This is a genomic window from Rhodococcus sp. IEGM 1305, assembly GCF_030058635.1.
Classification (GTDB): Bacteria; Actinomycetota; Actinomycetes; order Mycobacteriales; family Mycobacteriaceae; genus Rhodococcus_F; species Rhodococcus_F opacus_D.
The window spans coordinates 14,463-27,192 of sequence record NZ_JASHKX010000036.1; the positions used below are offsets into that span (position 1 = coordinate 14,463).

Here is a 12,730-nt window from a genome sequence, read left to right on the forward strand (position 1 = left end):
CGCCGGAACGGCTGGCCGTCGCGCCCGGTTCGGGGCCACTATGGACCCATGACCCGCCCCTCGTCCGCACGCAGTCCGCTCGAATCCGGCGGCAGGTGATGGGCCGCGTCACCGCGCGACGCCCGGTCGTCCGCATCACCGAGCACGGAACGACACGCAGACCCGATTCGCTGGCCGTCGAGGAACCCCTCGAGATCCGGGTCGGCGGCCGTTCGCTGTCGGTGACGATGCGCACGCCGGGCGACGACATCGATCTGGTGCACGGGTTCCTGCTGACCGAGGGCATCATCGAGAGCCGTGACGACGTGTCCGTCGCCCGCTACTGCGACGGCGTCGACGAGAGCGGAGCCAACACGTACAACGTGCTCGACGTGGTTCTGGCCGAGGGCGTCCCGGCGCCGGGTGGACCGGAACGCCGGTTCGTCACCTCGTCGGCCTGCGGAGTGTGCGGCAAGGCGTCGCTCGACCAGGTCCGGACACGGTCACGATTCCCCTTGTCCGGCAACGACTTGTCCGTGACCGCGGCCACCCTGTCGTCGATGCCGGCCACCCTGCGGTCGGGTCAGCGCATCTTCGATTCGACGGGCGGACTGCACGCCGCGGGCCTGTTCACCCCCGACGGCGCACTCGTCGCGCTGCGGGAGGACGTCGGCAGGCACAACGCCGTCGACAAGGTGCTGGGGTGGGCGCTGACACAGGATCGGGTGCCGCTGTCGGGCAGCGTTCTCCTCGTCAGCGGGCGCGCATCCTTCGAACTGGTGCAGAAGTCCGTGATGGCGGGGGTACCGATGCTCGGCGCGGTGTCGGCGCCGTCCTCGCTGGCCGTCGACCTGGCACTGGAATCCGGCACGACGCTCGTCGGCTTCCTCCGTGGGGAGTCGATGAACGTCTATGCCGGAGCCCAGCGCGTGAAGACCGGGGCCTGAGCGGGCGTTTCTAGACGGTGGCGTCGACCAGGAGCGTCGCGCCGGTGGCCGCCTGGACGTCCTCGACGCTGTGGCCGGGAGCGGTCTCGACGAGCCGCAGGCCGTCGGGAGTGACGTCGATGACGGCGAGATCGGTGACGATCTTCTGCACGCAGCGCTTGCCGGTGTACGGCAGCGTGCACTCCTCGAGGATCTTGTGCTCACCCTTCTTGGTGACGTGATCCATCATCACGATGACCTTGCCCGCGCCGTGGACGAGGTCCATCGCGCCGCCCATGCCCTTGACCATGGCGCCCGGGACCATCCAGTTGGACAGGTCTCCGTGGCTGCTGACCTGCATGGCGCCGAGAACGGCCACGTCGACGCTGCCGCCGCGGATCATCGAGAAGGAGTCGGAGGAGGAGAAGAACGCGCCGCCGGGGACCACCGTGATGGTCTCCTTGCCCGCGTTGATCAGTTCGGGGTCGACCTCGTCGTCCGTCGGGTACGGCCCGACGCCGAGGATGCCGTTCTCCGAGTGCAGGATGACGTCCTTGCCGGCCGGGATGTGACCGGGGATGAGCGTGGGCATGCCGATGCCGAGGTTCACATACTGCCCATCCTCGAGTTCGGCCGCGACCCGGGCCGCCATCTCGTCACGCGTCCAGCTCATGCCCGTACCGTCCTGTTCTCGATTCCCGTTTCCTGCTTGCCGACCTCGACCACACGCTGGACGAAGATGCCGGGGGTGTGCACCTCGGCGGGGTCGATCTCGCCGGGCTCGACGAGGTACTCGACCTGCGCGATGGTGATGCGACCGGCGCCGGCGGCGTCCGGGTTGAAGTTGCGGGCCGTCTCCCGGTACACGAGGTTGCCGAGGCGGTCACCCTTCCATGCATGGACCAGCGCGAAGTCGGTGCGGATGGCGCGTTCGAGGACGAAGGCCTCCCCGTCGAACTCGCGCGTCTCCTTGGGCTTGCTCGCCACCGCGATGCCGCCCTGGCCGTCGTAGCGGATCGGCAGACCGCCGTCGGCGACCTGCGTCCCGACACCGGCGGGGGTGTAGAAGGCGGGGATGCCCGCTCCCCCGGCGCGCATGCGCTCGGCCAGCGTGCCCTGCGGAGTGAGCTCGACCTCGAGCTCTCCGCTGAGGTACTGCCGCGCGAATTCCTTGTTGGCGCCGACGTACGAGCTGATCGTGCGCCGGATCCGGTGCTGCTCGAGGAGCAGACCCAGACCGAAACCGTCGGTGCCGCAGTTGTTGCTGACCGTCTCGAGGTCGGTGGCACCTTGTGCGAGGAGGGCGTCGATGAGGACCGAGGGGATACCGACGAGGCCGAAGCCGCCCACCGCGAGGGACGCTCCGTCGGGGACATCGGCAACGGCCTCGGCCGCCGTTGCGAAGACTTTGTTGACCATGTGACCCAGGCTACCGCAAAATGTTCGAGTAGTGAACACCCATCCACATTGCGAACAAATTGCGCCCCGCCTGTTGGCCCCATCACAGAACGCGACTACTATGTGCGAATAGCGGCCGACTGTTCACATCGAGAACGTGAGGATCTTTTTCCATGCTGCATCTGCCAGCCCACCACCACGCCGGGCACGAAGCGAATGCCCCGCTGCTGTTCCCCGAGTACAAGACAACTCGGCTGCGCAGCCCCAAGAACGACCTGATCCTGGTCCCGCAGCGACTCGGCGAGATCACCGGTCCGGTCTTCGGCGACGCCGACATCGCCAAGGGTGAGAACGACATGACCCACGCCAACGGCGGCGAGGCCCAGGGACAGCGCATCATCGTCCACGGCCGCGTCCTCGACAGCGCGGGCAAACCCATCCCCGACACCCTCATCGAGGTGTGGCAGGCCAACGCCGGAGGCCGCTACCGCCACAAGATGGACTCCTGGCCGGCCCCGCTCGACCCCCACTTCAACGGTGTCGCCCGCTGCCTCACCGACAAGCAGGGCCACTACGAGTTCACGACCATCAAGCCCGGCGCCTACCCCTGGGGCAACCACCACAACGCGTGGCGGCCCGCGCACATCCACTTCTCCCTGTTCGGTCAGGCGTTCACCCAGCGGCTGGTCACGCAGATGTACTTCCCGGACGATCCGTTCTTCTTCCAGGACCCGATCTACAACGCGGTGCCCGAAGCGGCACGCGAGCGGATGATCAGCACGTTCGACTACGACCACACCCGCGACAACTGGGCCGTCGGATTCAAGTTCGACATCGTCCTGCGCGGTCAGGACGCCACCCCGTTCGAGGACCCGGAGGGCCACTGATGATCGACACCCAGAACCCCGACGCCCCCCGCTACCCGGTCCTCGCCAAGAGCCAGGACCAGGTGCCGTTCGGTGTCACCCCGTCCCAGACCGTCGGCCCGTACGTCCACATCGGCCTGTTCCCGACGTGGGAGAACAGCGGCGACGCCGTCCCCGAGGATGCGCCGGGACGAATCGACGTGTCCTTCAACGTCATCGACGGCGCCGGTCAGCCCATCGGCGACGCGATGATCGAAACCTGGCAGGCAGATGCCGCAGGACGGTTCAACAGCCCCACCGATCCCCGCGGTGCCGCCGAGGCGACCCCCGCCGGCTTCCGCAGCCTGGCCCGCGTGTTCGCCGACGAGAGCGGCACGATCGTGGTGCACACCGTGAAGCCGGGCGCACTCCCCGCCGAGGACGGCGCCGTCGAGGCCCCGCACATCAACGTCGGACTGTTCGCCCGCGGCATGCTCGAGCGGCTGTACACGCGGCTCTACTTCCCCGAGGACACGGACGCGCACGCATCGGACCCCGTGCTCTCCGCCGTCCCGGAAGCCGACCGCCCCAAGCTGATCGCGGAGAAGACGGATCGCGGATACCACCTGACGATCCACGTGCAGAACACAGAAGGACGGGAAACCCCGTTCTTCGCCCTGTAACCGGTCACAACCCAGAAAGGTGTCGCGCGTGAACTCTCCGGAGCCTTCCCGGGGTGCCCTGTTCGATCCGACGTTCGGTGCCGGCGACTTGTCGGCGCTGCTCTCGGACCGGGCGTGGGTCACCGCGATGGTCGAGGTCGAGGCCGCACTGGCCCGGGCGGAAGCGAAATGCGACGTCATCCCCGCCGCGTCCGCCGACGCCATTTCGTCGGTGTTCGCGCGCGTCGTCGCCGAGGGCTCCGTGGATGTCGGTGCCCTCGGCGAGGCGGCCGCAGCGGGCGGCAATCCCGTGATCCCGCTGGTAAAACTGCTCCGCGGCGAGGTCACGGCCGCCGATCTCGGGGTGCCCGGAAGCCACGTGCACAAGGGCGCCACGAGTCAGGACATCCTCGACACCGCCCTGATGCTGCTGTGCCGCCGGTCGGGTGCGCACATCCTGGCGTCCCTCGACGAGGCGGCGCTGTGCGCCGAGGCGCTCGCACGGGCCCAGCGCGACACCCCCATCGCCGGCCGCACACTCGGCCAGCAGGCCCTCCCCACCACGTTCGGCGTACTCGCCGCGGGGTGGATGACGGCGTTGCACAGGGCTTCCCGCGCGCTGTTCGACGCACTGGACGGCCTCCCCGTGCAACTGGGAGGTGCGGCCGGCACGTCCGCTGCGCTCTACCCGCACGGCCTCGACGTCGCCGACGAGCTCGCCGACGAGCTCGGGCTGGCACGGCAGGACGTGCCCTGGCACACCGATCGCACCCGCATCGCACTGCTCGCGTCGGCGCTCGGAACGGCCGCGGGCGCGGTGTCCAAGATCGCCACCGACCTCGTGTTCCTGTCGTCCACCGAGGTCGGCGAGGTCAGCGAAGGGTCACCCGGCGGTTCGTCGGCCATGCCACACAAGCGCAATCCGGTGGCCGCGATCGCGGCCCGCGCCGCGTCCCGCCGCACCCCGGGACTCGTCGCGACGATCCTCGGCTCGATGGATCACGAGCAGCAGCGCGCCGCGGGCGCCTGGCACGCCGAGTGGGAAACGCTCACGGACCTGCTGCGTCTCACCGGCGGAGCCGTCGCGCGCATCGCCGACTCGCTCGGTGGGCTGAACGTTCACCCCGACGCGATGGCCCGCAACCTCGACATCACCGGTGGCCTGCTCCTCGCGGAACGCGTCACCGGCGCCCTGTCCGCCCGCACCGACAACGCGCGCGACCTCGTCACCGCCGCGTGCGAGACCGGACACCCCCTCGACGAGGATCCGGGGCTCCTCCAGTACCTGCAGGCGGACGAGATCCGCGCCCTGCTCGACCCCGCCGGATACCTCGGCCACGCCCACGACATCGTCGACCGCGCACTGGAGACAGTGGCCCGCGGCCGGGAAGGAACGCGATGACAGTCGCACTCGCACACGAAATCTCCGGACCCCGAAGCGGCGCGGCGGACGCCCCCGTCGTCGTCCTGCTCGGATCGCTCGGCTCCAACCGGTCCATGTGGGACCCGCAGATCGCGGCCCTGTCCGACGAATGCCGGGTGGTCGCCGTCGATCAACGCGGCCACGGCGAATCGCCGGCACCGGACGGTCCGTACTCCGTCCGCGACCTGTCCGAGGACGTCCTCGCCCTGCTCGACTCGCTCGGCGTGGACGCCGCCCACTTCGTCGGACTGTCCATGGGCGGGGCGATCGCCCAGTGGCTCGGCGCGCACGCTCCGCGCCGGGTGCTGTCGCTGTCGCTGCTGTGCACCGCCGCGAAATTCGGTGAACCGCAGGCATGGATCGAGCGGGCCGCGGCATCACGCACCGACGGTCCGGAGTCGCTCGCGGATGCCGTTGTCGCACGGTGGTTCAGCGAGGGGCTCGCCAAACGTGATCCGGAATTCGTCCGGCACTACCGCGAAATGATCGCGTCGACGTCCCCCGAGGGATACGCCGCGTGCTGCGACGCCCTCGCCGACTGGGAGTTCACTGCCGACCTGTCCCGCATCAGCGCACCGACACTGGTGATCGCGGGCGAGGAGGATCCGTCCACCCCGCCGTCGGTCATGCAGATCCTCGCGGACGGCATCACCGGTGCCCGGTTCGAGGTGCTCTCCCCCGCCGCCCACGTCGCGAACCTCGAGCAGGCAGGTGCCGTGACGGCGCTGCTGCGCGAACACATCGTCGGCGGCGGGTACGCGCGCGGACGTCGCGCCGCGCACGCACAGGGAATGACGGTGCGACGCTCGGTACTCGGCGACGCGCACGTGGACCGCTCCGTGGCGGGAACCACCGACTTCACGGCACCGTTCCAGGACTTCATCACCCGCACCGCGTGGGGCGACATCTGGTCGCGCCCCGGGCTGGACCACGAGTTGCGGCGACTGCTCACGATCGCCGTTCTCACCGCGGTGGGCAACGAGCACGAACTCGACATGCACATCCGCGCCGCCCTCCGCGCGGGTGTCGACGCCGACACCATCGGTGAGGTGCTCCTCCACACCGCCGTCTACGCCGGTGTGCCCAACAGCAATCTCGGTTTCGCACTCGGCAAACAGGCCCTCGCCGACCTGTCCTCCACCGGCACCGGGCCCACGGAGGAGAATTCGCAGACATGACCGCTACCGAACCGACGGAGAAGATCCTCCCGTCCCCCGACTACGTGCAGTCGCTGGCCCGAGGCCTCGCCGTGATCCGCTGCTTCGACAACCGGAATCAGCGGCGCACGCTCAGTGACGTCGCCCGCGCCACCGACCTGACCCGCGCCACCGCACGCCGATTTCTGCTCACCCTCGTCGAGCTCGGCTACGTGGCCACGGACGGTTCCGCGTTCTGGCTCACCCCGCGGGTTCTCGAACTCGGATACAGCTACCTGTCGAGCCTGTCGCTGCCGGAGGTCGCGCAGCCGCACCTCGAGAGGCTGAGCCACAAGGTGCACGAGTCGTCGTCGGTGTCGATCCTCGACGGCGCCGACATCGTGTACGTGGCCCGCGTGCCCGTCAGCCGGATCATGACGGTGGGCATCACCATCGGCACCCGGCTCCCCGCGTACGCCACCTCGATGGGCCGGGTCCTGCTGGCGGGACTGCCCGACGACGAACTCGACGCGTACCTCGAGAAGCTCGACATCCAGCGGCTCACCGAACGCACGATCACGGCCCGTGACGAGCTGAAAGCTGCGATTCTCGCTGTTCGCGCGGACGGTATCTGCGTTCTCGACCAGGAACTCGAGGCAGGCCTGCGGTCGATGGCCGCCCCGATCCGGGGCGCCTCCGGGCTGACCGTCGCCGCGGTGAACATCTCCACTCCGGCCGCGCGATACAGCCTCGAGGATCTGCATTCCGATCTCATCCCGTCGCTGCGGGTCACCGCAACCGACATCGAACAGGACCTCGCCACCGTCAATCGCTGACGCAGTGCCCGAGGAAACTTCATGAAAGGTCTTTCCATGCGTGACGTCGTCATCTGCGAGCCCCTGCGAACGCCGGTCGGGCGCTTCGGCGGAGTGTTCAAGGACATCACCCCGCAGAGCCTCGCAGCCACCGTCATCACGGCGCTCGTCGAACGCACCGGCATCGAGGGCAGCCAGATCGACGACGTCATCCTGGGCCAGGCGTCCCCGGGCGGGGAAGCCCCGGCCATCGGCCGGATCGCGGCCCTCGACGCCGGACTCGGCATCGACGTCCCCGGCATGCAGGTGGATCGCCGCTGCGGATCCGGTCTGCAAGCGGTCATCACCGCCGTGCTGCAGGTGGCGTCCGGCGGCAACGACCTCGTCCTCGCCGGTGGCGCCGAATCCATGAGCCAGGCCGAGTTCTACACGAACCCGAACATCCGCTGGGGCGTCAAGGGCGAAGGGGTCCAACTCGCGGACCGGCTCGCCCGCGCCCGCGTCACCGCCGGCGGCGCGAACTTCCCCGTGCCCGGCGGCATGATCGAGACCGCCGAGAACCTCCGCGCCGAGTTCGACATCAGCCGAGAGGACCAGGACGCGCTCGCCGTGCAATCGCACCAGCGTGCCGTCGCCGCGCAGGAATCGGGCCGCTTCGCCGAGGAGATCGTCGGAGTGACGGTGCCGCAACGCAAGTCGGACCCGCTCGTAGTCGACAAGGACGAGCACCCGCGCGCAGACACCACGGTGGAGTCCCTGTCGAAGCTCCGTGCCATCCGCTCCAAGATCGACTCCGCCTCCACCGTCACCGCCGGCAACGCCAGCGGGCAGAACGACGGTGCCGCCGTGTGCATCGTGACGACCGCCGAGAAGGCGAAGGAACTCGGGCTGAAGCCCCTCGCCCGCATGGCGTCCTGGGCCGTGGCCGGCGTCCCACCGCGCACCATGGGCATCGGCCCGGTGCCCGCCACGGAGAAGGCCCTCGGGCAACTCGGACTGTCGCTGTCCGACATGGGTGTCATCGAACTGAACGAGGCCTTCGCCGCGCAGACGCTCGCCGTCCTCCGCAGCTGGGACCTCGACCCCACCGACGAACGCCTCAACCCCAACGGATCCGGCATCTCCCTCGGACACCCCGTCGGTGCCACCGGCGGCCGCATTCTCGCCACCCTCCTGCGGGAGATGGACCGTCGCGAATCCCGCTACGGCCTCGAGACCATGTGCATCGGCGGCGGCCAGGGACTGGCTGCGGTATTCGAGCGGGTCTGATCCAGAAACGCGGGTCTGTCGTCAGGCCAGCGCACCCACGACACCCTCAGCGGTCTCGAGCAACCTGCCCGAGGCCGCGAGGATGACCGCGGCCTCGATCTCCGGCGCGAGGTGACGATCGGCCCCCGGTCCGGCGACGTGCTCGCGGATCGTGTCCCGCACCGCACCCGTCGCCGGCGACGGTGCCAGCGGGGCACGCAGGTCGAGCGCACGAGCGGCCGTCAACGCCTCGATCGCGAGCACCCGGGTCAGTCCGTCGATCGCCCGGCGCAGCTTCCGGGCCGCCGACCACCCCATCGACACGTGATCCTCCTGCATCGCCGACGACGGAATCGAGTCCACACTCGCCGGCGCCGCCAGCCGCTTCAGCTCCGAGACGATCGCCGCCTGGGTGTACTGGGCGATCATGTGGCCGCTGTCCACCCCGGGATCGTCGGCCAAAAACGGGGGCAGCCCGTGATTGCGGGCCACGTCGAGGAAGCGGTCGGTGCGACGCTCACTCATGCTCGCCACGTCCGCGACGACGATCGCCAGAAAGTCCAGCACGTACCCGACCGGCGCCCCGTGGAAATTGCCGTTCGACTCCACCCGCCCGTCCAGCGTCACCACCGGATTGTCGACGGCGCTCGCCAGTTCCCACGACGCCACCCGCTCGGCGTGCGCGAGCGTGTCCCGCGCCGCCCCGGCCACCTGCGGCGCGCACCGCAACGAGTAGGCGTCCTGCACCACCGTGCACTCCGGCCCCGCATGGCTGGCGACGATGGCTGAACCCGCGAGCAACCGCGTCATGTTGTCCGCAGCAGCCGCCTGTCCGGGATGCGGCCGGAGCGCCTGCAGGTCCGGGGCGAACACCTTGTCGGTGCCGAGCAAACCCTCCACACTCATCGCCGCGGTGACGTCGGCCAGACGCAGCAGCCCGTGCAGGTCCTCGCACGCCAGCACCAGCATGCCGAGCATGCCGTCCGTGCCGTTGATCAAGGCCAGCCCCTCCTTCTCCTCGAGGATCACCGGTGCGATACCGGCGGCGGACATCGCCTCTCGCGCCTGCATCTGCGCCCCGTCCGCATCCCGCACCGTGCCCTCACCGATCACCGCGAGCGCGACATGGGCCAGCGGCGCCAGATCACCCGAGCACCCGAGGCTCCCGTATTCGTGGACCACCGGCGTGATGCCGGCCGACAGGAGCGACGCGTAAACCTGCGCGACCTCTGGGCGCACCCCCGTGCGCCCGGTGGCCAGGGTCGAGAGGCGCAACAACATCAACGCCCGCACCACTTCCCGCTCGACCCCGGGACCCGACCCTGCCGCGTGCGAGCGAATCAGGCTGCGCTGCAATCGGGCACGCAATCGAAGCGGAATGTGCCGGGTCGCGAGGGCCCCGAACCCGGTGGACACTCCGTAGACGGGCTTCGGATCCTCCGCGAGATCCTTGATGCGCCGACGTGACTCGCTCATCGCAAGGAGCGCGTCTTCGGACAGCGTCACGGCGGCACCTCGGCGAGCGACACTCAGCACCTGCTCCGGTGTGACAGCTCCGACGCCGACTACGACGGTCTCCTCGGCTCGTGCACAGTCGTCTCCATGACGCGCAACGGTATCGACGCTCATACTTTTTCTTCCCTTCGGAGGTGTGGATTCTGGACTCGGTCGAGCAGTCGTGTGCGCTGATCTCGATCGAGGGCGAGTTCCGCCCCGACCGCTGCCATCGCCAGTGCCCCGTCCAGTACCGCTTCGTCGGCGGACGGGGAGGTGCCGTGCAATGCGAACTCGGCCGTGTGGTGTGCGGCATCTCCGACGTCGTACCCGATGGTCGGGTGGATGGCGGGTAGCACGTGGGAGATGTTTCCCATATCCGTCGACGCGATGTGGTCGCCTGCCCGGGACAGGGCGGTCCGGCCGCGGGTGCCGATCGCCCGGGAGTATGCGCGGGTCATGAAATCGTCCTGCCGCAGTTCCGCGAAGTCCTCGCCGCAGGGTGTGATGCTGACGTCCGTGCCCGTTGCGAGGGCACCGGCTTCGAGACACGCTCGCACTCTCGCCTGCACCTGCCGGAGCTTGGTCGTCGATGTCGCTCGAATCTCCACTGCCACCCGAGCATTCGACGGAATCACGTTGCAGGCGTGCCCACCGTCGGTGACGATGATCGATACGACGAGGCCGGGCTCGAGTTGCTGACGCAGGAGTCCTACGGCGTTGTACGCCACGGCCACCGCGTCGAGCGCGTTGGCGCCCAGCCACGGGGCGGTCGCGGCGTGCGAGGACCTACCCACATATTCGGCCGTCCACTGGCTCATCGCCAGGGAGGATCCGCCCACCTCGTCTCGCCCGCCCGCGTGCACCATCATGGCGGCGGCGACATCGTCGAATACGCCGGCTCGCAGAAGGATGGCCTTCCCGCCGCCCGCTTCCTCGGCAGGGGTTCCCACGAGCTTGACCCGGACATCCAGGGAGTCCGCCACCTCCGCCAACGCGATTGCCGCACCCACCGCGGCGGCGCCGTTGACGTTGTGCCCACACGCATGGCCGATCTCGGGAAGCGCGTCGTATTCGGCGCAGAAGCCGATGGTGAGGGCGCCGGTACCCTTGGTCGCGACGAAGGCCGTCGCCAGGCCCCCGACGCCGTGCGCCGTCTCGAACCCGGCACCTTCCGCGAGGTCGATGATCTTGGATACCGATCGATGTTCCTCGAATGCCAGTTCCGGCTCGTGATGGAGGCTGTGGCTCAGGGTGATCAGTGCGCCCGACCAGGTCTCCACACAGGACTCGATCTTCGCCGCAACATCGGCTGGGACGAGCGTACTTCGGTCCGTCATGAGAGGTCCGACCCCTTCCGGTAGCACAGGCCGAGGCCGGCCCCCACGAGTGCGACCGCTGCACACACGCACCACAACCACACGTAGGACTGCAACGTGACCCCCGCGGAAGTGCTGGTCGCGGACAGGATTGCGCCGACTGTGGCCGCTCCGATCGCCGCACCCATCGAGAGCGCGAGTTCGTTGATCCCCGCCGCCATGGCGGTCTCGCGGTCGGGTACCGATTCGACGCACAGTGCGCGCGTCGAGGCCTGATAGCCGCCGAAACCGACGCCGAGCAGAGCGATGGCGGCGAGATACTGGGGCGCCGTCGAATGCCAGAGGAGCAGACTGCCGAACGAGGCTGCGATCAGGGCGCCCGAAAGGGCAAGTGTCTGCCGTTCGCCGAGCCTGCGAAGCATCGTCGCGGTGGAGAGTGAACTCGCCAGCGCGAACACGTTGAGAGCCAGTGCGACCAGCGCGATCGAACGAGGCCCGTAGGAAAGGCCGAATCCGCTGTCGTCGGGCGAGGACCCGAGAAAGACGGCGTTCGCACCGAAGAAGCCGATCGTCGAGAAGGCCAGACAGAAGGTGACCCCGGAGACGACGGCCACGGGTGGGTGGACGAGCATGCGGAGATCCACCATCGGGAACTTCGAGGCCGAGTCGACGCCGATCCATGCGGCGAGACCGACGACACCCACAAACATCGATCCGATCGTTTCTCCCGATGTCCATCCCCAGTCCGCACCGAGCGACAGGGCGGCCACCACGCCGGCCAGACCGAGCGAGAGCAGGGCGAAGGACACGAGTGGAATACGGCCGCCCGCCCGTGGGGCCCCATCGGGAAGCAGGAAACCGGCGATCACCGCCAGGACCGCGACCGGTACCGCGACCCACAGCCCGAGGGTCGCCGACCGCTCGCTGAGGGAGCCCGAGACGACACCGCCGATGCCGACGGCCGCGGTGAGGACGCCGACCAGGAGGCCGACTCCCGTGCGGCGACTCGCCGGCGCCTGGTGTCGCAGGATCCCGATCAGGAGTGGCATGAAGCCCACGACCGCACCCTGGAGAACGACACCGACCGAGATCGTCAGCACGCTCGGCGCGATCGCCATGATCAGCGACCCGGCAGCGACGAGGGCAATGGAGAGGCGGAGAAAACGGCGGTACCCGAACGAATCGCCCAGTTTGGCGAGTAACGGTGTCCAGATCGCGAACGCCAACTGAGACAGCAGATAGATCCTGGTCTGTCCGGATGCCGTGATCTGGAGGCTGTCGCCGAGCGAAGGCAGCAGTGGGGTGAGATAGCCCTGTGTGACGCCGCTGAGCAACTCGACGGTGGCCATCGAGCCCAGTAGTGCCCCTGCCGGGAGCCGTCTGGCCCTCAGGTCTTCACCCACAACCGATATTGTCTGCATCATCGACCTCGACTTCGCTGTGCCTGGTTGTTCCAGGTTGCGCACCTGCGCTGCGACAACTCTC

The 12,730-nt window shown here is 68.9% G+C and carries 12 protein-coding genes; 7 read left to right on the top strand and 5 right to left on the bottom strand.

All coding sequences use genetic code 11. The features are described from left to right. The first annotated feature begins 98 nt into the window (after positions 1–98). Positions 99–926: a formate dehydrogenase accessory sulfurtransferase FdhD gene (gene fdhD / locus QM693_RS30680; RefSeq protein WP_283354216.1), complete on the top strand. Its 828-nt coding sequence runs from the start codon at positions 99–101 to the stop codon at positions 924–926. 10 nt (positions 927–936) lie between these two features. Here the strand turns inward: fdhD and QM693_RS30685 are convergent, their stop codons facing one another. Both QM693_RS30685 and QM693_RS30690 read right to left on the bottom strand, forming a co-directional pair. Beyond that, positions 937–1,578 carry a 3-oxoacid CoA-transferase subunit B gene (locus tag QM693_RS30685; RefSeq protein WP_009474040.1) on the bottom strand — a complete coding sequence of 214 codons (642 nt, stop codon included), beginning with the start codon at positions 1,576–1,578 and terminating at the stop codon, positions 937–939. Continuing rightward, entirely contained in the window at positions 1,575–2,324 is a 750-nt protein-coding gene (locus QM693_RS30690) for a CoA transferase subunit A (RefSeq protein WP_005248111.1), read from the bottom strand. Before QM693_RS30690 ends, QM693_RS30685 begins: the two co-directional genes overlap by 4 nt. A gap of 152 nt (positions 2,325–2,476) precedes the next feature. Here QM693_RS30690 and pcaH point away from each other — a divergent pair, with 152 nt between their 5' ends. The 6 genes from pcaH to QM693_RS30720 are packed head-to-tail and all read left to right on the top strand — an operon-like array spanning position 2,477 to position 8,453. Continuing rightward, a complete protein-coding gene (pcaH, locus tag QM693_RS30695; protein WP_247250296.1) occupies positions 2,477–3,190 on the top strand; it encodes a protocatechuate 3,4-dioxygenase subunit beta in 714 nt (237 codons plus the stop codon). Next, positions 3,190–3,831 carry a protocatechuate 3,4-dioxygenase subunit alpha gene (gene pcaG, locus QM693_RS30700; RefSeq protein WP_283333598.1) on the top strand — a complete coding sequence of 214 codons (642 nt, stop codon included), beginning with the start codon at positions 3,190–3,192 and terminating at the stop codon, positions 3,829–3,831. The genes pcaH and pcaG overlap by 1 nt, the downstream gene beginning before the upstream one ends. A 28-nt stretch (positions 3,832–3,859) precedes the next feature. After that, positions 3,860–5,212, top strand: a complete 1,353-nt coding sequence (pcaB, locus tag QM693_RS30705) for a 3-carboxy-cis,cis-muconate cycloisomerase (RefSeq protein WP_283354217.1) — start codon at positions 3,860–3,862, stop codon at positions 5,210–5,212. Continuing rightward, positions 5,209–6,411, top strand: coding sequence for a bifunctional 3-oxoadipate enol-lactonase/4-carboxymuconolactone decarboxylase PcaDC (pcaDC, locus tag QM693_RS30710; protein WP_283333596.1), 1,203 nt, complete (start codon positions 5,209–5,211; stop codon positions 6,409–6,411). The genes pcaB and pcaDC overlap by 4 nt, the downstream gene beginning before the upstream one ends. Beyond that, the gene (locus QM693_RS30715) at positions 6,408–7,205 is read left to right on the top strand and encodes an IclR family transcriptional regulator (RefSeq protein ID WP_280782372.1); all 798 of its coding nucleotides are present in this window, start codon (positions 6,408–6,410) and stop codon (positions 7,203–7,205) included. Before pcaDC ends, QM693_RS30715 begins: the two co-directional genes overlap by 4 nt. A gap of 36 nt (positions 7,206–7,241) precedes the next feature. Beyond that, the gene (locus QM693_RS30720) at positions 7,242–8,453 is read left to right on the top strand and encodes an acetyl-CoA C-acetyltransferase (RefSeq protein WP_037226308.1); all 1,212 of its coding nucleotides are present in this window, start codon (positions 7,242–7,244) and stop codon (positions 8,451–8,453) included. 21 nt (positions 8,454–8,474) lie between these two features. Here the strand turns inward: QM693_RS30720 and hutH are convergent, their stop codons facing one another. The 3 genes from hutH to QM693_RS30735 are packed head-to-tail and all read right to left on the bottom strand — an operon-like array spanning position 8,475 to position 12,648. Then, on the bottom strand, positions 8,475–10,061 hold the full coding sequence (hutH, locus tag QM693_RS30725; protein WP_283354218.1) for a histidine ammonia-lyase: 1,587 nt from the start codon (positions 10,059–10,061) through the stop codon (positions 8,475–8,477). Next, the gene (locus QM693_RS30730; protein ID WP_283354219.1) at positions 10,058–11,266 is read right to left on the bottom strand and encodes an amidohydrolase; all 1,209 of its coding nucleotides are present in this window, start codon (positions 11,264–11,266) and stop codon (positions 10,058–10,060) included. The genes hutH and QM693_RS30730 overlap by 4 nt, the downstream gene beginning before the upstream one ends. Then, positions 11,263–12,648, bottom strand: coding sequence for an MFS transporter (locus tag QM693_RS30735; protein WP_283354220.1), 1,386 nt, complete (start codon positions 12,646–12,648; stop codon positions 11,263–11,265). The genes QM693_RS30730 and QM693_RS30735 overlap by 4 nt, the downstream gene beginning before the upstream one ends. Positions 12,649–12,730: the final 82 nt, after the last annotated feature.